Source organism: Pseudonocardia sp. NPDC046786 (genome assembly GCF_040645415.1).
GTDB lineage: Bacteria > Actinomycetota > Actinomycetes > Mycobacteriales > Pseudonocardiaceae > Pseudonocardia > Pseudonocardia kongjuensis.
This window is the reverse complement of sequence record NZ_JBEYYF010000004.1, coordinates 297,233-320,353: the sequence shown is the minus strand read 5'-3', so window position 1 is coordinate 320,353 and position 23,121 is coordinate 297,233. Positions and strand designations below refer to the sequence as shown.

General features: G+C 72.2%; 23 protein-coding genes and 1 tRNA gene. 7 read left to right on the top strand and 17 right to left on the bottom strand.

Annotated features, from left to right (window positions below; translation table 11 throughout):
* Window position 1: 1 nt before the first annotated feature.
* The 10 genes from ABZ881_RS07225 to ABZ881_RS07180 form a co-directional block, all read right to left on the bottom strand.
* Window positions 2-733, bottom strand: coding sequence for an enoyl-CoA hydratase (locus tag ABZ881_RS07225; RefSeq protein WP_093355902.1), 732 nt, complete (start codon window positions 731-733; stop codon window positions 2-4).
* A complete protein-coding gene (locus ABZ881_RS07220) occupies window positions 730-3,096 on the bottom strand; it encodes a xanthine dehydrogenase family protein molybdopterin-binding subunit (RefSeq protein ID WP_358482524.1) in 2,367 nt (788 codons plus the stop codon). Before ABZ881_RS07220 ends, ABZ881_RS07225 begins: the two co-directional genes overlap by 4 nt.
* A gap of 37 nt (window positions 3,097-3,133) precedes the next feature.
* Window positions 3,134-3,898: an SDR family oxidoreductase gene (locus ABZ881_RS07215; RefSeq protein ID WP_358482522.1), complete on the bottom strand. Its 765-nt coding sequence runs from the start codon at window positions 3,896-3,898 to the stop codon at window positions 3,134-3,136.
* A gap of 9 nt (window positions 3,899-3,907) precedes the next feature.
* Window positions 3,908-4,705, bottom strand: a complete 798-nt coding sequence (locus ABZ881_RS07210; RefSeq protein WP_093355909.1) for an MBL fold metallo-hydrolase — start codon at window positions 4,703-4,705, stop codon at window positions 3,908-3,910.
* Window positions 4,702-5,847, bottom strand: coding sequence for a Zn-dependent alcohol dehydrogenase (locus ABZ881_RS07205; RefSeq protein WP_358482520.1), 1,146 nt, complete (start codon window positions 5,845-5,847; stop codon window positions 4,702-4,704). Before ABZ881_RS07205 ends, ABZ881_RS07210 begins: the two co-directional genes overlap by 4 nt.
* A complete protein-coding gene (locus tag ABZ881_RS07200; RefSeq protein WP_358482518.1) occupies window positions 5,844-7,265 on the bottom strand; it encodes an aldehyde dehydrogenase family protein in 1,422 nt (473 codons plus the stop codon). Before ABZ881_RS07200 ends, ABZ881_RS07205 begins: the two co-directional genes overlap by 4 nt.
* A complete protein-coding gene (locus ABZ881_RS07195; protein WP_093355921.1) occupies window positions 7,262-8,014 on the bottom strand; it encodes an SRPBCC family protein in 753 nt (250 codons plus the stop codon). Before ABZ881_RS07195 ends, ABZ881_RS07200 begins: the two co-directional genes overlap by 4 nt.
* Window positions 8,015-8,107: 93 nt before the next feature.
* On the bottom strand, window positions 8,108-9,655 hold the full coding sequence (locus tag ABZ881_RS07190) for a class I adenylate-forming enzyme family protein (protein WP_177238821.1): 1,548 nt from the start codon (window positions 9,653-9,655) through the stop codon (window positions 8,108-8,110).
* A 59-nt stretch (window positions 9,656-9,714) separates the two neighbouring features.
* Window positions 9,715-11,271 (bottom strand): cation acetate symporter, encoded by a 1,557-nt coding sequence (locus ABZ881_RS07185; RefSeq protein WP_358482516.1) that lies wholly within the window; start codon window positions 11,269-11,271, stop codon window positions 9,715-9,717.
* Window positions 11,268-11,603, bottom strand: coding sequence for a DUF485 domain-containing protein (locus ABZ881_RS07180; RefSeq protein WP_093355931.1), 336 nt, complete (start codon window positions 11,601-11,603; stop codon window positions 11,268-11,270). The genes ABZ881_RS07185 and ABZ881_RS07180 overlap by 4 nt, the downstream gene beginning before the upstream one ends.
* 255 nt (window positions 11,604-11,858) lie before the next feature.
* Here ABZ881_RS07180 and ABZ881_RS07175 point away from each other — a divergent pair, with 255 nt between their 5' ends.
* Both ABZ881_RS07175 and ABZ881_RS07170 read left to right on the top strand, forming a co-directional pair.
* Complete coding sequence (locus tag ABZ881_RS07175) at window positions 11,859-12,476, top strand: TetR/AcrR family transcriptional regulator (RefSeq protein WP_093355937.1); 618 nt, start codon at window positions 11,859-11,861, stop codon at window positions 12,474-12,476.
* Window positions 12,473-13,063, top strand: a complete 591-nt coding sequence (locus tag ABZ881_RS07170; protein WP_093355947.1) for a TetR/AcrR family transcriptional regulator — start codon at window positions 12,473-12,475, stop codon at window positions 13,061-13,063. Before ABZ881_RS07175 ends, ABZ881_RS07170 begins: the two co-directional genes overlap by 4 nt.
* 199 nt (window positions 13,064-13,262) lie before the next feature.
* Here the strand turns inward: ABZ881_RS07170 and ABZ881_RS07165 are convergent, their stop codons facing one another.
* From ABZ881_RS07165 to ABZ881_RS07150, 4 genes are all read right to left on the bottom strand, one after another.
* On the bottom strand, window positions 13,263-13,508 hold the full coding sequence (locus ABZ881_RS07165; protein ID WP_245773935.1) for a hypothetical protein: 246 nt from the start codon (window positions 13,506-13,508) through the stop codon (window positions 13,263-13,265).
* A 111-nt stretch (window positions 13,509-13,619) separates the two neighbouring features.
* Window positions 13,620-14,171 (bottom strand): hypothetical protein, encoded by a 552-nt coding sequence (locus ABZ881_RS07160; RefSeq protein ID WP_358482513.1) that lies wholly within the window; start codon window positions 14,169-14,171, stop codon window positions 13,620-13,622.
* Window positions 14,172-14,270: 99 nt separating this feature from the next.
* Window positions 14,271-14,342: transfer RNA gene (locus ABZ881_RS07155), tRNA-Val, on the bottom strand.
* 15 nt (window positions 14,343-14,357) lie between these two features.
* Window positions 14,358-14,819 carry a redoxin domain-containing protein gene (locus ABZ881_RS07150; protein WP_358482512.1) on the bottom strand — a complete coding sequence of 154 codons (462 nt, stop codon included), beginning with the start codon at window positions 14,817-14,819 and terminating at the stop codon, window positions 14,358-14,360.
* A gap of 66 nt (window positions 14,820-14,885) precedes the next feature.
* On the opposite strand from ABZ881_RS07150, the gene ABZ881_RS07145 reads away from it, so the two are divergent.
* Window positions 14,886-15,563: a hypothetical protein gene (locus tag ABZ881_RS07145; RefSeq protein WP_358482510.1), complete on the top strand. Its 678-nt coding sequence runs from the start codon at window positions 14,886-14,888 to the stop codon at window positions 15,561-15,563.
* On the opposite strand, the gene ABZ881_RS07140 is transcribed toward ABZ881_RS07145, so the two are convergent.
* Window positions 15,550-16,797, bottom strand: coding sequence for a hypothetical protein (locus ABZ881_RS07140; protein ID WP_358482507.1), 1,248 nt, complete (start codon window positions 16,795-16,797; stop codon window positions 15,550-15,552). The genes ABZ881_RS07145 and ABZ881_RS07140 overlap by 14 nt on opposite strands.
* Between ABZ881_RS07140 and ABZ881_RS07135 the strand changes: the two genes are divergently transcribed.
* Window positions 16,787-17,470 carry an ATP-binding protein gene (locus ABZ881_RS07135; protein WP_358482505.1) on the top strand — a complete coding sequence of 228 codons (684 nt, stop codon included), beginning with the start codon at window positions 16,787-16,789 and terminating at the stop codon, window positions 17,468-17,470. The genes ABZ881_RS07140 and ABZ881_RS07135 overlap by 11 nt on opposite strands.
* A complete protein-coding gene (locus ABZ881_RS07130) occupies window positions 17,467-18,081 on the top strand; it encodes a response regulator transcription factor (protein WP_358482503.1) in 615 nt (204 codons plus the stop codon). Before ABZ881_RS07135 ends, ABZ881_RS07130 begins: the two co-directional genes overlap by 4 nt.
* 3 nt (window positions 18,082-18,084) lie before the next feature.
* Here the strand turns inward: ABZ881_RS07130 and ABZ881_RS07125 are convergent, their stop codons facing one another.
* Window positions 18,085-18,516 carry a DUF3052 domain-containing protein gene (locus ABZ881_RS07125; RefSeq protein ID WP_344027656.1) on the bottom strand — a complete coding sequence of 144 codons (432 nt, stop codon included), beginning with the start codon at window positions 18,514-18,516 and terminating at the stop codon, window positions 18,085-18,087.
* A gap of 417 nt (window positions 18,517-18,933) precedes the next feature.
* Between ABZ881_RS07125 and aceE the strand changes: the two genes are divergently transcribed.
* The gene (gene aceE / locus ABZ881_RS07120; RefSeq protein WP_358482501.1) at window positions 18,934-21,726 is read left to right on the top strand and encodes a pyruvate dehydrogenase (acetyl-transferring), homodimeric type; all 2,793 of its coding nucleotides are present in this window, start codon (window positions 18,934-18,936) and stop codon (window positions 21,724-21,726) included.
* Between the two features lie 231 nt (window positions 21,727-21,957).
* Complete coding sequence (locus ABZ881_RS07115; protein WP_085915279.1) at window positions 21,958-22,161, top strand: cold-shock protein; 204 nt, start codon at window positions 21,958-21,960, stop codon at window positions 22,159-22,161.
* A gap of 179 nt (window positions 22,162-22,340) precedes the next feature.
* Here ABZ881_RS07115 and ABZ881_RS07110 read toward each other — a convergent pair whose 3' ends face one another.
* Complete coding sequence (locus ABZ881_RS07110) at window positions 22,341-23,120, bottom strand: pirin family protein (protein ID WP_358482499.1); 780 nt, start codon at window positions 23,118-23,120, stop codon at window positions 22,341-22,343.
* Between the last annotated feature and the right edge of the window lies 1 nt (window position 23,121).

The window sequence follows — 23,121 nt, the reverse complement described above, 5'->3', positions numbered from 1 at the left end:
CTCATCTCCCTCGGAACACCGGTGAGCGCTTCTCCGTGCGGGAGAGGCGCCCCTCGGCGAAGTCGTCGCTGGCCCAGCAGGCCTCGAACGCGGCGTCCAGATCCTTGGCGACGTCGTCGGCGAGGTCGGGCTCGAACACCTCGTTGAGCACGCGTTTCGAGTAGCCGACGGTCAGTGGCGCCAGGTCGGTCATGCCGGCTGCCCAGTCGAGGGCCTCGTCGAGACCGCCCGGGCGGTCGGCGAGTCCACACGCCAGCGCGGTGTCGGCGTCGACCTGATCGCACGCCAGCAGCATCCGGCGTGCGGTGCCGTTGCCGGCGAGCAGCGCGAGCCGGCGGATCGTCCAGGGATCGACCGCCAGGCCGATGCGGGCGGTGGGGACGGCGAAGCGTGCTGCGGGGCCGGCGACGCGGAAGTCGGCCGCGATCGCCAGCTGGGTGCCGGCCCCGATCGCGGCACCGTGCACCGCAGCCACGACCGGGACCGGCGCGTCGGTGACAGCGTGCAGCATCCGATAGAGCGAGTCGCGGAACTCGGCGGTGTAGACCTCGTCGAGGTCGGCACCGGAGCAGAAGCTGCGGCCGTTGCCGGCGAGCACGATCGCGCGGGCCTCCCCCACCGAGGCGACGGACGTCCGGATGCGCTCGCAGAGCTCGCCGGTGAGGGCGTTGTGCTTGTCGGGTCGGTCCAGCGTGAGCACGGCCGCGCGGCCGTGCCAGGAGAGTTCGATCATCCCTGGAGTTCCTTCCAGACGCGGTCCGGGCTGACCGGCAGCTCGTCGACGTCGATCCCCAGCGCGTCGCGCAGCGCCCCGGCGAGGACCGCATTCGGGCCGAGGGTGCCGCCCTCCCCCACACCGCGGACCCCCAACGGGTTCGACGCGGGCCGCGAGACGTGGCCGATGACCATGTCGGGCACCTCGGCGCTGGTGGGCATGAGGTAGTCGAGCAGGGTTCCGGTCGAGAGGTTCCCGGCGTCGTCGTAGACGAGGTGCTCGTAGAGCGCGCCCCCGAGGCCCTGGGCGATCGCCCCGGCGATCTGGCCGTCGACGATCTGCGGGTGCATGGCGCGTCCGGCATCCTCGACACAGACATAGGACAGGATCCGCAACTCGCCCGTGGCCCGGTCGATCTCGACGGCGGCGACCTGGACCCCGGCCGCGAACGCGCCGCGGATCGGGTCGTAGAACGTCGTCGCGTCCAGGCCGGGATCGATCCCGTCGGGAAGCCGGTTCGACTCCAGATACGCAACCCGCGCGACCTCGGCGACGGTGATGTAGGGCTTCGGCTCGCCGACGACGTAGACGTCACCGTCTTCGATCCGGAGGTCGGCCTCGGCAGCCTCCATCAGGCCCGCGGCCAAAGTAATGATCTTCTTCCGGACCTCCACAGCCGTGTTGTGCGCAGCCCCGCCACCGATCACCGCCTGGCGGCAGGAGAACGCGCCGAATCCCCAGAGCGACTCGTCGGTGTCGCCGATGCGGACGTCGACGTCGTCGTAGCGGACCCCGACAGCATCGGCGACGATCTGGGCAACCGTGGTCTCGAGCCCCTGGCCCTGTGAGGTGACCCCGGACAGGACGGTGACCCGCCCGTCCGGGTTGACCCGCACGGTGCAGGCGTCGTGGCCGGTCCGGAACGGCATCCGGGGCCCGGCGCTGGCCGCCCGGCCGAGGCCGGTGAGCTCGTTGTAGATCGCGACCCCGATCCCGATCGGCGATTCGCCGCTCTCCCGGCGACGACGCTGCTCGGCACGCACGCCGTCGTAGTCCAGCGCCTCGAGTGCCTTGTCGAGGCACTCCCGGTAGTGACCGGAGTCATCGACCAGCCGGGACGGCATCTTGTACGGGATGTCGGCAGGGGTGATGACGTTGCGGCGGCGGATCTCGATCGCGTCGATGCCCAGCTGCGCGGCCGCCGCATCGAACATCGTTTCCATCGCGAACACGCTCGCCGGGCGCGCGACGCCCCGGTAGGGCCCCGAGGGTGCGGTGTTGGTCGCGACACCGCGCACGGTGCAGCGGTAGTTCTCCAGCTTATAGGGGCCGCTGAGCAGGCCACCCGCCATGAGCGGCTCGATGCCGGCGGTCCACGGGTACACCGAGTAGGCCCCGACGTTGCAGGTCACGTCCGCGTCGACGGCCAGGAGCGTGCCCTCGGCGTCGAATCCCGCCTTCATCAGGTAGCGGTGGTCGCGGGCATGGGTCGCGGCGAGCAGGTGCTCGGCGCGGTCCTCCACCCACTTCAGCGGGATCCCCGGCATCTCCCGCGCCATCAGGCACAGGGCGAGGTCCTCGGGGTAGAGCACGGACTTCACGCCGAACCCGCCGCCCACGTCGGGCGCGATCACCCGGACTCTGCCCTCGGGCAGGCCCATCAGCTCCGCGATCATGTTGCGGGCGATGTGCGGGACCTGGGTGCCGTTCCAGAACGTCAGCTTCCCGTCCGCGGCATCCCACACCGCGACCCCGGCGCGGCACTCCATCGGATTGCCCGCATGCCGGTTGGTGGTCAGCTCCCGCTCGACGACCACGGCGGCGGAGGCCAGGACGTCGTCGACGTCACCGGCATCGAAGGTCCGCTCGAGCAGGACATTGTCCGGTGCCTCGACGTGCACCGGCTCGGACGGCGCCTCCCAGGCGCAGACGGTCGGTGCCAGCGGCTCGTAGTCGATCTCGACCAGTTCGAGGCCGTCCTCGGCCCGGTACCGGTCCGCGGCGACGACGGCGGCCACCGCCTCGCCGGCGAAGCGGACCTTCTGGTGGGCCAGGACCGGCTGGGCGGTCTCGACGTAGGAGGGCAGCGCCGACTGCGCGCGCAGCTCGATGTGGGCGAAGTCGGCACCGGTGAAGACGCGGAACCCGGCGTCGCGGGCGGCGGCGGTGTCGGCGCCGGTGATCCGGGCGTGGCCATACGGGCTGCGCAGGAACGCCACGTGCCGCATCCGCGGCAGTTCGACGTCGGTCACGAACCGGCCGTGCCCGGTGATCAGCCGCTGGTCCTCCTTGCGCCGGACGTTGCGGCCCAGGGAGCCCGCCCCGGCGGCAGTGTCGTCGACGCCCACGCTGTCCTCGGCCATCACGGTGTCCTCGCTCATCTGTCCTCCTCGATGCAGAGTGCCGGATGCGGTGCGCTCAGGGCATCGCGTAGCCGCCGTTGACCGACACGACCTGCCCGGTCGTCCAGGACGACAGCGGTGAGGCGAGCAGCAGCACCATCGGAGTGATGTCGTCGGGGTGGCCGAACCGGCGCAGCGGGTAGGCGGAGAGGATCTTCTTCATCTGCTCCGCCTCAGGGGTGCCGGCGTGGGCGTCGAAGTTGTCGGTGCGGACCAGGGCCAGCGACACCGCGTTCGCGCGGATCTTGTACCGGGCCAGTTCCTTGGCCAGCGACCGGGTCAGGCCGACGGTCATGGAGCGTGCGGTGGCGGTCACCAGCAGTCCGGACTCCCCCACCCGTCCGGAGTCGCCCATGAGGTTCACGATCGACCCGGTCTCGCGCTCGGCCATCCGCTTGGCCACAGCGTGGGTGAGCTGCAGGGTGCCGGTGACGGTCACGTCGACCTGCGGTGCCCAGTCCTCGGGTGTCGAGTCCAGGAAGCGCTGCTTCTTGGTGACCGCGGAGTTGTTGACCAGGACGCCGATCGGGCCGAGCTCGGTCTCGGTGCGTTCCACGATGCCGGCGACCGCGTCGGCGTCGCGCAGGTCCCCGCCGACGGCGATGGACCGGACACCGAGCTCGGCGGCCTCGGCCGCGGCCTTCTCGGCCCCCTCGCTGGAAGAGTTGTAGTGGAAGGCGACGTTGGCGCCCTCCCGGGCGAACCCGAGGCCGAGGGCACGGCCCAGTCCCTGGCCCGCGCCGGTGATCAGGACGTTCGTCCCCGTGAGCTGAAGATCCATGACGTGCTCCTAGCCGATCTGCTGGAAGGTGCGGTTGCCGAAGGCGGTGACGACCCGGCCGAAGCGCAGCCCGGGAAAGTGGGCACCGACCACGAGGTCGGTGGAGTCCGCGACCTCGTCGGCGATGGCGTTGCGGACCGCGCTCGCGGCGACCGGGTCGACATCGAAGACCGCCTCCCAGTCACGCTCGTGCAGCTCCACGACCGAGTGGACGACGTCGCCGAGCAGCAGGGCGCGCTCGTCGCCGTCCGCCACGACGAACACGGTCGACCCCGGGGTGTGGCCGGGGGTGTGGCGGGCGCTGAGGCCGGGGGCGAGAACGGTGTCGGCGTCGAAGGTCTCGAGGCGCTCGGTCAGGGGCGTGAGCTTGCGGACCGCTCCCGGCTCGGCATCCGGGGAGTCGACGAAATGCGCCCAGTCCGCGGCGTGCACCCGGTAGGTCGCGTGCGGGAAGACCACCGCGCCCTTCTTCGTCGCCCAACCCACGTGATCGAAGTGCAGGTGGGTGAACACGACGTCGGTGACGTCCTCGGGTCCGACGCCGTACCCGCGCAGCGACTCGAGGAACCGCCCACCGGCGTACTTACCGTTGTCGATGGTGCCGACCCCGGCGTCGACCAGGACCGTCCGGCTCCCAGTGCGGACCAGGAACCCGCCGAGGTCGAGATGCAGGGCGCCGTGGGCGTCGAGCTGGTCGCCGTGGCAGGCCCAGGCCTCCGGTACGCCCGGGCGAGTCAGGACCTCATCGGCGGGTTCGCGTCCGGTTCCGTCGAGGACGGGGAGGATCTCGATCGTGCCGATCTTCATGCGCCGTCACCGCCCGGGGTGAGCAGGGTGCGGACCCCGCGGCCGGCTTCGAGTTCGGCGAGGGCGTCGTCGACCGACTCGAGCCGTCCGTGGCCGGTGACCAGGCCGCGCAGGTCGAGCTGCCCGGCGCGGACCCAGTCGAAGAACCGGGGCATCTCGGTCGTCGCGTCCACCGAGCCGGCGACACAGCCACGCAGGGTGCGGGCGAAGTGGAAGAGCTCGAGGGCCGAGAACGAGACCATGTCGTCCTTCGCGCCGATCCCGACGACGGTGGCCGTGCCGCCCCGGCGGGTGAGCGACCACATGTCGCGGATCGTGCGTGACGAGCCCACGCAGTCGAAGGCGTGATCGGCCCCGCGGCCCCCGGTCAGCGACCGGACCGCCTTCTTGGTCCCCTCGTCGGCCGGGACGAAGTGGGTCGCTCCGGCGGCGGAGGCGAGCTCGGCCTTGTCCGGGTTGCGGTCCACCGCGACGACCGTCTCGGCTCCGGCGAGGCGTGCGCCCTGCAGCACCGACAGCCCCACCCCGCCGAGGCCGATGACCAGCACCGACGAGCCCTGCTCGACGCCGGCGGTGTGGGTCACCGCGCCGACTCCGGTGGTGACCGCGCACCCGAGGAGCGCGGCGTCGACGGTGTCGATGTCGTCCGGGACCGGCACGACAGCGGCGCGCGGCAGGACGGTCTGCTCGGCGAACGAGCCGACGGTCAGGCCCGGGTAGACCGGCAGGTCGTCCTCGGTCAGCGCGTAGGGCTCGCCCGCCCGCGACGAGCCCCTCTCGCACAGGTGCGGCTGCGCGTGGGTGCAGGCAAAGCACTCCCGGCACGGCGTGATCCAGAGCAGGATGACCCGCTGCCCCTCGGCCAGGTCGGTCACCTCGGAGCCGGTCTCGACGACGGTGCCACAGGCCTCGTGCCCGAGGACGGCCGGCAACGGCTGGCCGAGCGTGCCGTTGGCCAGCGAGAGATCGGAGTGGCAGACACCGGTCCGGTCGATGCGCACCCGGACGTCGCCGCTGCCGACCGCACGCAACCGGATCATCTCGACGGCCATCGGCGTCCCGACTTCGCGCAGCACCGCGGCGCGGGTCCGGTGCGGGAATTCGGTGCCGGCCTGGCCGACTGTGACGCTCTGGACGCTCATCGCTGCACCGCCTTGGTCTCGCAGACGTCCGCGATGCCGTGCTCGCCGATCTCCCGTCCGACACCGGACTGCTTGTAGCCACCGAACGGTGCTCCGGGGTTGAAGCCACCGCCGTTCACGTCGACCTGACCGGTACGCAGCCGGCCGGCGACGGCGAGCGCGGTGTCGTCGCCGCCCCAGACCGCGCCACCGAGGCCGTAGATGCTGTTGTTGGCGATGGCGACGGCGTGGTCGTCGGAGTCCGCGGCGAGGATCGACAGCACCGGGCCGAAGACCTCCTCCTGCGCGAGCCGCGACTCCGGGTCCACCCGGGAGATCACGGTCGGGACGACCCAGTGCCCCCGATCCGGCAGGTCGACGTCGCCGGTCACCGTGACCGCCTGGTCGCCGCCGGCACCGGGCACCATGAACGACTCGACCTCCTTGCGCTGCCCGGCGGAGATCAGCGGGCCGAGCCGCCCACCCGGCGTGTACTTCGCGGCCGCCGTGGCGGCGAGCTCCTCCACCTCGGCAAGCCGCTCCCGGGGCACGACGAGGCGCGACAGCGCCGTGCAGGTCTGGCCCCCGTTGAGGAAGCAGTTCGCGACGGTCACCTTCACCGCCGTCGCGAGCTGCTCGTCGGTCGCATCGGCCAGGACGACGCTGGCGGACTTGCCGCCCAGCTCCAGGGTGACGCGCTTGACGGTCTCCGCGGCAGCCGCGGCGATCGTCCGCCCGACCGGGGTCGAGCCGGTGAACGACACCTGGTCGACATCCGGGTGCCGGGAGAGAAGGTCCCCGACGACCCGGCCGCTTCCCGGGACCAGGTTGAACACGCCCGGCGGGAAGCCGGCGTCGTCGAAGGCCCGGGCCAGCGCGAAGGCGGCTAGCGGGGTGAGCCCGGCCGGCTTGAGCACCACGGTCGCACCGGCAGCCAGCGCGGGGACGACCTTCACCACGACCTGGTGCAGCGGCAGGTTCCACGGCGTGATCGCGCCGACGACGCCGACCGGTTCGCGCAGCACGACCGAGTTCCCGAGCTCGCTGCGGAACGGGAACCTCTCGAGCGCCTCGACGGTGGCGTCGATGACGGCGATCGGGGTGTCGACGTGCAGGGCGCGGGCCACCTTCAGCGGCGAGCCCTGCTCCCGATTGATGATCGTCGCAAGCTCGTCGGCCCGCTCGGCGAGGATGTCCCGGGCGCGGCGCAGCACGGCGGCCCGCTCGCTCACCGGCGTCGCCGCCCACCCGTCGAACGCCTCGCGAGCCACGGCGATCGCCGCCTCGACGTCCTCGACCGAGGCCTGGGTGACCACCGCGGTGGTCTCCTCCGTGGCGGGGTTCTCGACCTCGAGGTCGGCGCCGCGTCCGGCGCTCCACTGCCCGCCGATGTAGAGGTAGGGCTCGCGCAGGACGTCCTGCGGGGCGGTGTCGGTCATCGGTCTCCCTCCCGAGAGCTGGTGTGGGCGCCGGGCAGGACGAGCTGGAGCACCAGCGATCCCGCCTGTCCGGCACCGTGTGCTGGGCCCGGGCGCCGCCGGGCACGCCCGACGATCACGCCGAGCGCGAGCCCGAGCAGGGCCGTACCGACCGGCAGGGCGTGTCGCCGGGCGAGTGCTCCGACGACGCCGCCACCGGTGGCGAGGAGATCGAGCGGTTCGGGCTCCTCGGTACTCCGCTGCGCCGCCGCCGCGCCCCGGTCGGTCGTGGCCGACGCACCTGTGCCGGCGGCACCGGGAGCGCCGCCCTCGGCCATTTCCGCTTCGAGCCGTCGGGCGAACTGACCGATCAGCTTGCTGCTGACATCGGAGATCATCCCTCGGCCGAACTGCGCGACCCGCCCGGCGAGATCGAGGTCGGTTACGACGACGACCTCGGTGCCGGAGCCCTGCTCGCGCAGCTGGATGTCGATGGTCGCCGCTGCGTTGCCCTGGCCGCCGACATCGCGCCCCTCGGCCCGGATGACGGCGTGGTGCTTGTCGTCGTCGCGCTGGGTGAAGCGGGCGACCCCCTCGTACCGGGCGGTCACCGGCCCGACCTTCACCGCCACGGCACCGCGGTAGTCCTCACCCTCGACTCCCAGCATCGTCGCGCCGGGCAGGCACGGGGCCACCCGTTCGAGATCGGTGATCACGGCCCAGGCCCGGTTCACGGGCTCGGAGACGGTGAACGTGTGCGTCAGGTCCATCGCTCGGACTCCTTACTAACTAACGCTCTTTAGTTACTGTAGGCCACGGTTCGTCGCCGGGCCAACCCGACGCGGGTCACTGTGACGAGGGCGTCAGGCGTCGAGTTGCTGCTGCAGCTGGAAGCGGAGGATCTTGCCGGAGCCGGTGCGCGGGATGGTCCGGCATTCGACGAGCCGGTGGGGGACCTTGAACGACGACAGCCGCTCGCGGACCGAGGCCAGGACTGCGGCGTGGTCGAGCGGGCCCGGGCCGGTGGGCACCACGAACGCGACCGGGACCTCGCCGAGGTGCTGGTGCGGGACCCCGACGACCGCGACGTCCTGCACCCCCTCCGCGCCGGCCAGGGCCTCCTCGACCTCGGCGGGATAGATGTTCTCCCCACCCCGGATGATCAGCTCCTTGGTCCGGCCGCTGATCCTCAGGTAGCCGTTGGCGTCACGCCGGCCCAGGTCGCCGGTGCGGTACCAGCCGTCGACGAGCACGGCGGCGGTCGCATCCGGGAGGTCGTGGTAGCCGGGGGTGACGTTCGGCCCCTGCACCCACAGCTCGCCCTCCTGTTCCGGGCCCACGTCGGCGGCTGTGACCGGGTCGACGAGCCGGACGGTCAGCCCGGGCAGCGGGAGACCGCAGGAGCCCATGACGCGGCTGCCGGTCGGCCAGTTCATCGTGACCATGGTCGAGGTCTCGGTGATCCCGTACCCGTCGAGCAGCGGGACCCCGAACGCGGCCTCGAACTTCTCGTTGACCGAGGCCTGCAGGATCGCACCCGCGGACATGCAGACCCGCAGGGCCGGGGCGTCGAATCCCTGGTCTCCGACCCGGTCGAGCAGGTAGTGGAACATCGTCGGCACGCCCGGGAAGACGGTCACGTCGCCCTCGGGGCCGCCGGAGAACCGCGAGGCGGTGTCGGACACCGAGAAGCGCGGCAGGATCCGCTCGCTCGCACCGACCGCGAACACCCCGAGCACGCACAGCACGAGCGCGTAGGAGTGGAACAACGGCAGCGCGCTCAGGACCACGTCGTCCGGGCCGAGGCCGGCGATCGGCGCCCAGCAGGCCGCGACCACCCAGAAGCATCCGCGCTGGGTGAGGTAGACGCCCTTGGGCCGTCCGGTGGTCCCCGACGTGTAGAGCATCCAGGCCACGTCGTCGAGCCCGAGGCAGTCCCGCGGCGGCTGCGGAGCCTCGGCGCCGACGAGATCGGCGTAGTCGATCTCGCCGTCGGCCGACGCGCCGCCCACCACGATGACGGAGAGCAGGTCCGTTCCGGCTGCGAGCTCCCGGACGACGGGCAGGTGTTCGTGATCGGTGATGACGATCCGGGATCCGCTGTCGGACAGGATGTGGGCGACCTCGGCCGGTGCGGCCTGCGGGTTCGCACACACTGCGACGGCGCCGGCACGCGGGATCGCGAGGTAGGACTCGGCGACCTCGACCCGGTTGTTCAGGTAGAGCAGGACCCGGTCACCGCGTTCGACCCCGAGCTGCTGGAGGTGACCGGCCAGCCGAGCGGTCGTCCGGGCCAGGCCGCCATAGGTGACCGTGCGGTCGTCGTCGATGAAGGCGATCCGGTCCGGCCGTGCGGTCTCGTGCACCGCCATCAGTTCCGCCACGGTGGTGATGTACTCGGTCCTCAGCACCGCTGCTCCTTCCTCGGAGGGATCCCGGCCGGCTCGAGCACCGGCGCCGGGTCGTTCGGTCAGTGGGAGACGGGGGTCTGCTCGGACCCGATCCCGGTCTGGGAGCGCACCTGCAGTTCGTCGAAGGAGCGCTCGGCGCCCCGCTCGGCGGACAGGACGGTGCCGATCCAGCAGGCGAGGAAGCCGATCGGGATCGCGAGCAGCGTCGGGTACTCGATCGGGTAGGGCGCAGATTCGGCGCCACCGGGCCACACCGACGGCCCCAGCAGGATGCAGACCACCGACGTCACCAGGCCAGCGACGATCCCGGCGATCGCACCGGTCGTGGTGAACCGGCGCCAGGTCAGGGCGAGCAGCAGGGCTGGGAAGTTCGCGCCCGCGGCGACCGACAGGGCGAGCCCCACCAGGAACGCGACATTGAACTCCGGGCCCATCCCCAGCGTGATGACGATCGCGACCAGGCCGATCCCGGCGGCGGCGATCCGCGCGACGCGCGTCTCCGAGGTGCTCGTCCGGCCCCGGTGGATGACGTTCGCCCACAGGTCGTGCGCCACGGCGCCCGACGCCGACAGGACCAGGCCCGCGACGACGGCGAGGATGGTGGCGAAGGCGACCGCCGAGACGAAGGCGACGAACAGGTCCCCGCCGACGGTTCCCGGTCCGCCGCCGAGGTGCTCGGCGAGCAGGGGGGCAGCCAGGTTGCCGCTCGTGCCCACTGCGTCGGCGGCCTCGGCGGGCAGCACCGCGCGAGCCCCGAACCCGATCACCGCGGTCATCACGAAGAAGGCGCCGATCAGCGCCGTCGCCCATCCCGCGGAGCTGCGAGCCTGTTTCGCGTCGGGGACGGTGAAGAACCGGATGAGGATGTGCGGCAGCGCCGCGGTACCGATCGCGAACGCCAAGGCCACCGAGACAGTGTCGAGGAACGACCGACCGGAGCCTCCCGGCGCGAGGTAGGCGTCGCCCGCCGGGCTGTTCGCCGCTGCGGTCGTGAACAGCGTTGCCAGGTCGAAGCCGACCTGGACGAGGACCCCGACGGTCAGCGCGGCACCGGCGGCGAGGAGCAGGACCGCCTTGATGATCTGCACCCAGGTCGTGGCGAGCATGCCGCCGAAGACGACGTAGGCGAGCATCGCGAGCCCGGTCAGTACCACGGCAGGCGTGAACGACAGACCGGTCAGCGCCCGGATCAGCACTCCGGCACCGACCAGCTGGGCGACCAGGTAGATCACCGCGACCAGCACGGTCGAGGCTGCGGTCGCGGCCCGGACCGGGCGCTCGCGCAGCCGGAACGACAGCACGTCGGCCACGGTGAACCGGCCCGCGTTGCGCATCCGCTCGGCGAACAGCAGCAGGATCAGCACGAACGCGACCAGGGTGACCGCCGGCATGATCCAGCCGTCGAAGCCGGACAGGTACATCAGCCCGGTGAAGCCGAGGAACGTCGCGGCCGACATCAGGTCACCGGCGATGGCCAGCCCGTTGCGCGGACCGGAGATGCCGCGGCCGGCGGCGAAGAAGTCGGTCGCCGAGTGGGTCCGCCGCGACGCCCACACCGTCACCACCAGGGTCAGCCCGACGATCAGGGCGAAAGCGATGAGCCGAGTGGCGTTCACCGGGCGACCTCCGGCGCCGCGCCGGCCGCGGCCAGCTCACGCACGCTCTGCTCGAGCCGGGACCACCGACGGTTCGACAGCCGCAGATAACCCCAGGTCAGCAACCACGCCAGAACGAGCTGGCTCAAGCCCAGCAGGAAGCCGATGGTCATACCCGCGACCACGACGGTCCCGGCCACCGCGGGCGCAGCACCGATCACGGCCAGGAAGATCGCGAACCACGAGAGCAGCGCGGCGCTCGCGTACCGCACGAACCGGCCGCGCTGCGCGACCAGCTGCTGGAAGGGGGCGGACCGCTGGAGTGCTGCCCAGTCAGGGGCGTCGGAGCTCATCGTCGAGACCTTCCGTTCGGCGCCATACTAGCTAACGCTCATAAGTTTGCCGTCGCCAAGATAGACACCCGCATCCGGGTCTGGCAATCCTCCACCCAGCCCTATGCTGCTCACGACCGAGTATTGGCGTACAGCCGGTCGCTCCGAGCGACACGACACCGCGAGCGAGGCGCCGCGACAACCGAGTCAAAACTAGCTAGCGTTAGCATGTACCGGCGGGGAGTTCGTCCGGTCGGTCGTTCTAAGGTGGAGGACATGGCCCCAACCGATGTCCGTGGCGGTGGACCACGGACGCAGCGGACGGCCGTCACCGCCGAGTCGGTCCTGGACGCGGCGCTGACGCTGTTCGCCGAACGCGGCTACCACGGCACCGCGGTCAGCCAGATCGCCGCAGCGCTCGGGGTACGGACGCCGAGTCTGTACAACCACATGACGTCCAAGCAGGAACTGCTGGAGACCATCGTCCGCCGGACACTCGACGATGTGCACGCCGAGTTCGACGCCGCTGTCGCCGGTCTCGACGCGCCCGCCGACCAGCTACGTGCCGCGGTCCGCGTCTACGCCCGTCGCCACGCCACCCACCGGCGCCAGGCCCTGATCGTCAACCGCGACACCACGAGCCTGCCCGAACCGGCTCTGAGCCGGATGCGTCAACGTCGCCGCGACCACGAAACCGCGACCCGCGCGGTGATCTCGCGCGGCATCGAGGACGGCTCGTTCTCCGTCGGGAATGCGGGTCTGGCGTCGTTCGCGATCCTGGAGATGAGCGTGAGCATCGCCCGCTGGTTCCGGGAGGACGGCCCCCGGACCGCCGAGCAGGTCGCCGACGAGTACGCGGAGTTCGCCCTCCGGGTTGTGAGGTACCGCCCGTGACCGCTGCACGGGAGAGCGTGAGCACTGCGGCCGTCGTCGACACCGCGCTGACCCTGTTCGCCGAGCGCGGATACCACGGGACCGCGCTGAGCCAGATCGCAGAGGTTCTGCAGGTCCGCACACCGAGCCTCTACAACCACATGCGGTCCAAGCACGAGCTGCTCGAGACGATCATCGGTGACACCGTCCGCGGTGTGCTCGACGACTTCCGCGAGGCCACCGCGAACCGCGGCGACCCGTTGGACCGGCTCTACCACGCCGTTCTCGTGTACTCCCGTCGGCACGCGACGCACCGACGAGAGGCGATCGTGGTCAACCGGGACACCTCAAGTCTCGACGAGCCCACACGCTCCCAGATGCAGGCCCTCCGCAGGGAGCACGAGCACGCGATCCGGTCGATCATCGGCGACGGTGTCGCGGCCGGGCGGTTCTCGGTCGACTCCCCGGCCCTGGCCTCGTTCGCCATCCGGGAGATGTGCGTCAGCATCGCCCGCTGGTACCAGGACGGTGGTCCGATCACTCCCGAACAGGTCTCGCGAGAGTACACAGAGTTCGCACTGAGCATTGTAGGCGCGGGGCGCATGTGAAACCCCACCGTGCCCCGCTCGCGTCCCGACGGGGCGGGGCCGAGGCCGGGCGAGCCCAAAGATCGTGGACGACGTCGCACGACACCTCTACCTGGGACAACGCTTCTTCTGCTGGTCGCCCTGGGACTCGCCGAACACCTGGTTCGCCGCAGTTTCGCACCACGATCGACACCACGCCGCTTCTGGCCGGTTCGATCTTCTAATCGGTGGCCTTCGGGTGTGACGGAGTCGCCGCGACCACCCACACGACCCGCCGCTGCTCGTCGGGGCAGTACCAGATCCGGCCTCCCGAAGTGACCTCATACTGCCACTGCGCCAGCACCCGACCACCGATCTGCCGGTCGCCCAGCCGGCCGCGCAAGCGGTGCTGGCGTGACGGGTTCTCCGGCCGCATCGGCCGCTCAGTGAGCACGACCCACGCCTCCCAGGTGTTCGCCTGCGCCACCCGGCACAGCTCCTCCCACCCCTTTGCCGCCTCCGACGTAGCGAACCGCGCCTCCCACCCGTCCGGGCGAGCCGGCGGCGCAACCCGATCACCGCGCTTCGCCGACACCGCTCAGGACCCGTTCGGCGCCGGCACCGGACCGAGATCATCCTCCAACGGCCCCGACAGCTCACCCACCAGCACCGGGTCCGCATAGACGGCCGCAGTCGCCCTCCACTCGACAAGAACCTGCGCCAACACCGACCACCGACCAAGCTCCGCAGACGCACCCACCGCCCGGATAAAATCTGCGACGAACTGGACCCGGTCCGCGACGGGCAGGAGATCCGCCCACGGGAACTCCTCGACCAGGACGTCCGCCGCCGCCTCGCCAGGCAGGTGCGCGAGCGCGTTGCGCAGCGCCCGCGCCGCGCTCACCGCCCCGTCCGCCGCCGACACGGCTGTGTCCTCACGAACCAGCAACAGCGGCACCCCGTCCCGACGCCGCACACGCACGTCCCCCTGGTCGGCCAACGCCGCCACGCTCTTCGGATCGCGCTGCAGTTCGCTCCACTGCACCTCAGTCGTCACACCGCCAGTCTGAACTTTTTCAGAAGTCTTGGCAAGGTGTGCTCGTCGACGGACATTGACCGCAGCCACACCAGTCATCGTGGCCTCGGCCATGAGGGCATTCGATCTTCGCGTGGTGCGAAACTCCGACGTCCAGAGGAAACCGGGTGAACATTCACAGGGGAACCGCCTGCATCTTCGCAGGTCAGACGGTGGGCGCGGCAGGGTTCGAACCTGCGACCGCTCGGGTGTAAACCGAGTGCTCTCCCGCTGAGCTACGCGCCCGGGACGCACACAGTTTCACACGACCCCGAGCACCCGCCGCCACCCGTCCTGGTCCCGCGGCTCCCCCGGCTGGTTCACCTCGGCGAACCCCACCCGCCCGTCCGGCCCCACCAGGAACGTCCCGCGCAGGGCCATCCCCTTGTCCGCGTTGAACACCCCGTACGACGTCGCGACCGCCCCGTGCGGCCAGAAGTCCGACAGCAGCGGGAACGTGAACCCCGCCGAGGCCGCCCAGGCGGCCAGCGCGAAGGTCGGGTCGCAGGAGACGGCGAGGATCTGCACCCGCTCGTTCTGGAAGTCGTCCAGCGAGTCCTGCACGGCCTGCAGCTCGCCGCCACAGATCCCGGAGAACGCGAACGGGTAGAACACGATCAGCGCGCTACGGCCCCCGGCGAACACCGAGTCGAGCGACACGGGCTGCCGCTGCGCGTCCGGCAGGGTGAACGCGGGCGCCGTCCCGCCGATCTCCGGGGCCATCCCGGCACCGTATCGGGACGCCCGATCACTGGTCTCCCGGGACGTCCGGTGACGACGCTCCCCGCCATGACGATGACCGATCTGCCCCACCCGACCGTCGACCGGTCCCGGCTGCTCCGCACCGCGGGCGCCGGCGCCCTGCTCGCCGGGCTCTCCTACGCCCTGATGCCCGTGCTGGTGTTCACCCTGCTCGCCGAGGAGAACCCGGACGTCGCCGCCGGCAAGCTCGCCGTGCAGTGGGTCGGCGCCGTCGAGCTCGCGGTGTTCGCCGGGCTGGCCGCCGGTACCGCGATCCTGGTGCTGAGCGTGGACGCGCTGCTCGGGCGCCCGTTCCTGCGGGCGACCGGCCTGCTGTCGGCGGCGGCCTGGCTGTTCGTCGGCGGCCAGACGTTCGCGAACGCCGCGTCCGGCGCGAACCTCGCCGAGGCCGCGCCGGCCCTGGCCGACCAGCAGGTCGCGGACCACGCGGTGAGCGTCGTGATCACCGGTTCGGTGGCCGTGGCGGCGCTGACCACCGCCGGCTGGCTGCTCGGGCTGGGCACCGTCGGCCGCAACGCGGGGATCGTCGGGCTCCCCGGAACGGTCGTCGCGGTCGCCGCGACGGTCGTCATGATCGGCCCGATCGTGGCCTGGCAGGTGCCCTTCGGGGCCGTCGCGCTCATCCCCGCGTACCTGGTGCTGGGCGTGATCCTGCTGCGCCGCGCCCGGACGGCGGCTCGACGCGCCGACCTCACCACCGGATGATTCCCGCACCATGACCGGCGTCCCCGTCCTCGTCGAGCAGGTGACCGTGCTCGCGGTGACCGTGCCGCTGGTCGTGCTGCTCGCCGTCACCGCACGTGGGCGGCCGCGCCGCGAGCTGCTGCCGCGGGCGGCCGTCGCGGTGCTGCTCCTGGAATCGGTGGCGAGCGCCTTCCTGCCCGACGACGGCCGGATCGGCGCCGCCTGGTTCGCCGCGTTCCCGCTGCTCATGGCCACCTACCCGGACGGTCGCGTCGTCCCGCGCTGGTTCGTCGTCCCGGTGGTCGCGTCGTTCGTGCCCGCGGTCGCGGTCGTCGTCACCCACGGCGCCGTCACCGACACCGCCTGGTTCGCGCCGTGGATCGGGATCGCGCAGACCCTGCTGGTGGTCGGCCAGATCCACCGCTACCGGCGGCGCGCGTCCACCGCCGAACGCGAGCGGGTCCGCTGGGGGCTGCTGGGCGTGCTCGTCTGCGTCGGCACCTTCCAGCTGATCATGCTGGTCGAGGGCGGCACGATCGGCGCCGCCGGCCCGTGGTCGGAGCTGGCCGCGGCACTCGCCGTGCTTCCGGCCACCGCCGGGCTGGCGGTCGGGCTGATCTCCCCCCGAGTGTACGACGTCGACGTCGCACTCCGCGCGGTCGTCGCGGCCTGGGTCGCGGTGCCGGTCCTCGTCGGTCTGCACCTGGCGGTCCTCGCGGTGCCAGGCGCGGTGGGCTGGTGGGCGGCCGCCGCGGTCGCGGTGGCCGCCGTCCCGGTGCTGCGGCTGGCCGACGCCCTGGCGGACCTGCTGGTGTTCCGCGGGCGCCGGGACCCGGCCGCCGCGACGGCCGAGCTGGCGCGCCGGCTCGCCGCCGAGCCGGACCCGGCCCGGGTGCCCGACGTCGTGCTCGGCACCGTCGTGGACGCTCTCCGGCTGGACGGGGCAGCCCTGCACGACCGCACCGCGGCGTCCGGGGAGGCGGGGCCGCTGTCGGCGGTGATCGGCACGGTCACCGGACCGACCACCGACCGGCCGGTACGCCATCTCGGCGAGGAGCTCGCGACCCTGGTCGTCCCGGCGCGGCGCGGCGAGTCCGGTCCGACCCGCCGCGACCGGGACGTCCTCGAACGGCTCGCCCTGCACGCCGGCCCGGCCCTGCACGGCGCCCGGGCGCTGGCCGATCTCGCGCACGCGCACACCCGGACGTTGCACGCCCGCGAGGAGGAACGCCGCCGGCTGCGCCGTGACCTGCACGACGACCTCTCCCCCACCCTCGCCGGGCTGCGGCTCGGGGCCGCCGCGCTGGCCCGCCGGGCCGGCGCTGGCCGCGGACGCCGAGCACCTCGCCGACGGAATCCGGGCCGCCGCCGGGCAGGCCCGGGAGATCGCGCACGACCTGCGCCCACCCGTCCTCGACGACGCCGGGCTGGCCGAGGCGATCAGGCTGCGCGTGCACGGGTCGCGGGCCGACACCCTCGACGTGCGGGTGCACGCCCCGGCGGAACGGCTCGCACTTCCCGCCGCGGTGGACCTGGCCGCGCTGCGGATCGTGCAGGAGGCGGTGGCGAACGTCCGGCGGCACGCCGGGGCCCGGCAGTGCACGGTCGCGCTCGCCGCCGCCGGCGACGAGCTGCTGGTCACCGTCGACGACGACGGCGCCGGCCTCCCGGAGCGGGTCCCGCCCGGTCTCGGGCTGGCCTCCATCCGGGAGCGCGCGACCGAGCTGGGCGGGAGCGCCGGGATCGGCCCGCGCCCCGGCGGCGGCACCCGGGTCCGGGTCCGGCTACCCCTCCGCCCTGCGACGTCCGGACACCCGGAACCGGCCCCCGGAGCCCCGGACAGGCGGGCACCGCAAACGCAACCGGTCCCGCGAGTCCCGGATGCACCGGAACCGGCACCGCAGCCGATCCCCAGGGCCCCGGCGTGACCCGCCTGGTCGTCGTCGACGACCACCCGGTGTTCCGCCGCGGCCTGGTCTCGCTGCTCACCGCGAGCGGTCTGACCGTCGTCGCCGAGGCCGCCACCGGCGACGAGGCCGTGCAGGTCTGCGCAACCGACCCACCGGACGTCGTGCTGATGGATCTCGGGATGCCCGGGCTGGGCGGCATCGCGGCCACCGAGCGGATCGTCGCGGCGCACCCGCGGACCGCGGTGGTCGTGGTCACCCTGTTCGACGACGAGAGCTCGGTCCGCGCCGCACTCGACGCCGGCGCGTCCGGCTACGTGGTGAAGGAGGCCGATCCGGACCAGATCGTCGCCGCCGTCCGGGCGGCCGCGATGGGCGCGCTCTGGCTGGGCACCGGCGTCCCCCGGCCGCTCGCCGCGATCGACGCGCGCGGACCGGAGCCGCTGCCCGGGCTCAGCCCACGCGAGGGCGCGGTCGCCGAGCTGCTCGGCCGGGGCCTCACCAACGCGGCGATCGCGGCCCGGCTCGGCCTGTCCGGCAAGACCGTCGCCAACTACGTGAGCACGGTCCTCACCCGCCTCGGCGCGGCTGACCGGGCCGAGGCGGCGCGGATCGTACGAGAGCGCCGCTGAGCCCTAGCGTTTCCCCTTGCCCTGCTTCGGCGGGACCAGCTTCGACCCGACCCAGTCCTCGCCGAGCGTGGCGTTGCTGGTCTGGGACAGCCCCGCCGTGGGGGCCGCCTCTGCGATCTCGGACGGCTGGAGGTGGCCGTCGCGACCGGTCTTGGGCGTCAGCACCCAGACCACCCCGTCGTCGGCCAGCGGGGTGCGGGCGTCGACCAATGTGTCGACCAGATCGCCGTCCCCGTCGCGGAACCACAGGAGGACGACGTCGATGACCTCCTGGGCGTCCTCGTCCAGCAGTTCCTCACCGATGACGGCCTCGACGGCCTCTCTGACCTGCTCGTCGACGTCGGTGTCGTATCCCAGCTCCTGGACGATCTGGCCCGGCTCGATGCCGAGCCTCCCCGCGATGTCGGACGCACCGGCATCTGCCGCGGTCACCACTCGGTCCCCTTTCACGCTGCTCACGCAGTCCATCGTTCTCGGTTCCGCGCGCAGGCGCCACCATTGACACGAAATCGGATGCGGCATCCGAACACGCGGGCGGGACCCTGCGCAACCGGCCGTCACCGGTTGGGAACCGAGAGCACGGTGCCGCGCACGTCACCTCACCGTCCGTTCAGTTACGTCGGAGTAGTACCTATCCTCGCCCGGACGTCCCGCAACGCGTCCCCGTGCACGGGGAGCTGAGTTTCGGGCCCGCGCCGGAACAGGCACGATGGGTGCTGGACACGCCCATCGCGCCGGTCGGCAGAACCGCACCTGCCTTCCCGTCGACCCGGGAACCGGTGTGGTGAGCGGACGTGAGGAATACAGGGCCGGGCGGACCCCGGCCACCGACTGATCAGGCAGGGAGAACCCTTGACCGCGCAGAGCAGCAGGGCGGGCAGCACCGACGGCGAGGAGCCACGCCGCGTCAACGTGATCCGGGGCGGGCTGGCGGCCCACCTGCCGGACATCGACCCGGAGGAGACGGCCGAGTGGCTGGAGTCCTTCGACGCGGTCCTGGACAACGCCGGGCAGCAGCGCGCCCGTTACCTGATGCTGACGATGCTGCAGCGTGCGCGCGAGAAGCACGTCGGTGTGCCGTCGCTGACCACCACCGACTACGTCAACACGATCCCGACCGACCAGGAGCCCTGGTTCCCGGGTGACGAGGACGTCGAGCGGACCTACCGGCGCTGGTTGCGCTGGAACGCCGCGATGACCGTGCACCGCGCGCAGCGGCCCGGCATCGGCGTCGGCGGGCACATCTCGTCCTACGCCTCGTCGGCGACGCTCTACGAGGTCGGGTTCAACCACTTCTTCCGCGGCAAGGACCACCCCGGCGGGGGAGACCAGATCTACATCCAGGGGCACGCCTCCCCCGGCATCTACGCCCGCGCGTTCCTCGAGGGCAGGCTGTCCGAGGACCGGCTCGACGGGTTCCGCCAGGAGCTCAGCCACGCCGGCCCGGGCGGCGGACTGCCGTCCTACCCGCACCCGCGGCTGATGCCGGACTTCTGGGAGTTCCCCACCGTCTCGATGGGCATCGGCCCGATGAACGCGATCATGCAGGCCCGGTTCAACCGGTACCTGGGCGACCGCGGCTTCTCCGACACCCGCGACCAGCACGTCTGGGCCTTCCTCGGCGACGGCGAGATGGACGAGCCGGAGTCCCGCGGAATGATCCACGTCGCGGCGAACGAGGGCCTCGACAACCTGACCTTCGTGGTGAACTGCAACCTGCAGCGCCTCGACGGCCCGGTCCGCGGCAACGGCAAGATCATCCAGGAGCTGGAGGCGTTCTTCCGGGGCGCCGGCTGGAACGTCATCAAGGTCATCTGGGGCCGCGAGTGGGACTCGCTGCTGCACGCCGACCGCGACGGCGCGCTGATCAACCTGATGAACACCACACCGGACGGCGACTACCAGACCTACAAGGCCAACGACGGCGCCTACGTCCGCGACCACTTCTTCGGCCGCGACCCGCGCACCAAGTCGCTGGTCGAGCCGATGTCGGACGCCGAGATCTGGAAGCTCAAGCGGGGCGGCCACGACTACCGCAAGGTGCACGCCGCCTACGCCGCGGCGACCGCGCACCACGGCCAGCCGACCGTCATCCTGGCGAAGACGATCAAGGGGTACGGCCTGGGCACGCACTTCGCCGGCCGCAACGCCACCCACCAGATGAAGAAGCTGACGCTCGACGACCTCAAGCAGTTCCGCGACGAGCAGCGCATCCCGATCAGCGACGCCCAGCTCGAGGCCGACCCGTACCTGCCGCCGTACTACCACCCCGGCGACGACGACCCGGCCATCCAGTACCTCAAGGAGCGGCGCCGCCGGCTGGGCGGGCCGCTGCCCTCCCGGCGCACCACGTCGAAGCCGCTGGTGCTGCCCGGCGACAAGGTCTACGACTTCATCAAGAAGGGCTCCGGCAAGCAGGAGGTCGCCACCACGATGGCGTTCGTCCGGCTGCTCCGCGAGCTGATCAAGGACAAGGAGATCGGCGACCGCTTCGTCCCGATCATCCCGGACGAGGCCCGTACCTTCGGTATGGACTCGATGTTCCCGACCCAGAAGATCTACAACCCGCACGGGCAGAACTACACCTCGGTCGACGCCGAGCTGATGCTGGCCTACAAGGAGTCCGAGCAGGGCCAGATCCTGCACGAGGGCATCAACGAGGCGGGCTCGGTCGGGTCCTTCACCGCGGCCGGGACGTCGTACGCCACGCACGGCGAGCCGATGATCCCGGTCTACATCTTCTACTCGATGTTCGGCTTCCAGCGGACCGGCGACTCGATCTGGGCCGCCGCCGACCAGATGGCCCGCGGCTTCCTGGTCGGTGCCACCGCCGGGCGCACCACGCTGACCGGGGAGGGCCTGCAGCACAACGACGGCCACTCGCTGCTGCTGGCCGCCACCAACCCGGCCGTGGTCGCCTACGATCCGGCGTTCTCGTTCGAGGTCGCGCACATCGTGCAGGACGGCCTGCGCCGGATGGTCGGCGAGGACCCGGAGAACGTCATCTACTACCTGACGGTCTACAACGAGCCCTACGTCCAGCCGGCCCAGCCCGCCGACCTGGACACCGAGGGCGTGCTGCGCGGCATGTACCGCTACGCCGCCGCTCCCGAGGGCAGCGGGCCCGTGGTGCGGCTGCTCGCCTCCGGCGTCTCGGTGCCGTGGGCGGTCACCGCGCAGCAGATGCTGGCCGACGAGTGGGACGTCCGCGCCGAGGTCTGGTCGGTCACCTCCTGGGGCGAGCTGCGCCGCGACGGCGTCGACGCCGAGCGCCGCAACCTGCTCACCCCCGGCGACGACCCGGTGGTGCCCTACGTGACGACGAAGCTGGGCGAGGGCGACCACGCCGACGCGCCCGTCGTCGCGGTGTCGGACTGGATGCGGTCCGTGCCGGACCAGATCCGGCAGTGGTCCCCGGCGCCGTTCCTGTCGCTGGGCACCGACGGGTTCGGCCTGTCCGACACCCGGCCCGCGGTGCGCAGGCACTTCGCCGTCGACGCCGAGTCCATCGTGGTCGGCGCCCTCTCGGCGCTGGCCGGGCAGGGCCAGATCAAGCGGGAGACCGCGGCCGAGGCCGCGGCCGGCTACAAGATCGACGACCCTCGGGCGGCCGGCCCGCAGACCAGCGACTCCGGCGCCGCCTGAACCACGGCCGGCAGCGGCGGCCCGTCGCACCCTGGGCCGGGGCGCGACGGGCAGCCGTCGGCTTTTCGCCCCTCCCCGGGCGGCGCAGATCACGATAAGCTCCGCCCGACGGTGCGTGTGGTGATCACTCGTCGCCCGGCAGCACCGTCCTGACCAGGGCGTGGACCGTGTGCGTCGCTGGCCGGCGGCAACGGGACGAGGTGTCCCGGGCCGATGAACGAGGGAGCAGGAATGGCAGAGGGCACCGTCAAGTGGTTCAACAGCGAGAAGGGCTACGGCTTCCTCGCTCCCGACGGTGGTGGCGCGGACGTGTTCGTGCACTACTCGGCGATCCAGACGAACGGCTACAAGACGCTCGACGAGGGCCAGCGCGTCGCGTTCGACATCGAGCAGGGTCAGAAGGGACCGCAGGCCAGCGCGGTCACGCCGCTCTGAGCGGCGCCCCCGGAGCGGACCGCCGGTAACCGGCGGCCGACCTCCGCACATCCGGTCCGGAGCACGCCAGCCGGACCGCGACATTCGCTGCCCCGCACCCAGTAGGGTGCCGGGGCGGAGCCGGTGCGCTGCGCCCGGATCCGCCCGATGTCGCAGATGCCCCGGGCGTCGCGGTCTGCTCAGCCGTCCCGGCTGGGCCCCGGCCCGAGCGCTCCGTGCATCTCCCACACCAGGATCTCGGCCCCGTCCGGCCCGGCGGTGATCCGCCGGCCGCCGCCGTCGTCGACGATCCTGGCCGCATCGCCGGTCCCCAGCGGGCCGGCGCCGGTCCCGGACGTCGCCGCCTCCAGGTCGGCACTGCCGCGCGCGACGAAGGCGTGCAGGTAGGGCGCCGCGGGCAGCGGCGTGCCGGCCCCCGGCCGCAGCCGCACCACGCTGAGCGCCGCCCGCCGCTGCCGCAGCGCCAGCAGCGAGCTGCCGCGGTGCCGTTCCAGCCCGGACGCCAGCACCACCGGCTCCCCGGTCGCGGGCGCGTCCCGCACCTCGTACTCCGGCGCCCCGCCCGGCCCGTCCGGCACCACCCACATCTGCACGAACCGGACACCGGCCTGCGGGGTCGCGTGCTCGGAGTGCCGCACCCCGGAGCCGGCGCCGAGCCGCTGCACCTGCCCGGGCGCGACCCGCTCGGTACGGCCGCTGCCGGTGTCCCGGTGCTCCAGCTCCCCCTCCAGCACCCAGGTGAGGATCTCGGTGTCCCGGTGCGGGTGCTCGTCGTAGCCCCGCCCGGGCAGCACCCGGTCCTCGTTGTGCAGCAGGAGCAGCCCGAAGTGGGTGTTCGACGGGTCGTAGTGCGCACCGGCGGAGAAGCTGTGCCGGGAGTCCAGCCAGCCGGTCCGGGTGCGGAATCGTCCGCCCGCGCGGTGCAGGGTGACGCGCGGGCCGTGCTCTGCGGTGCTCATC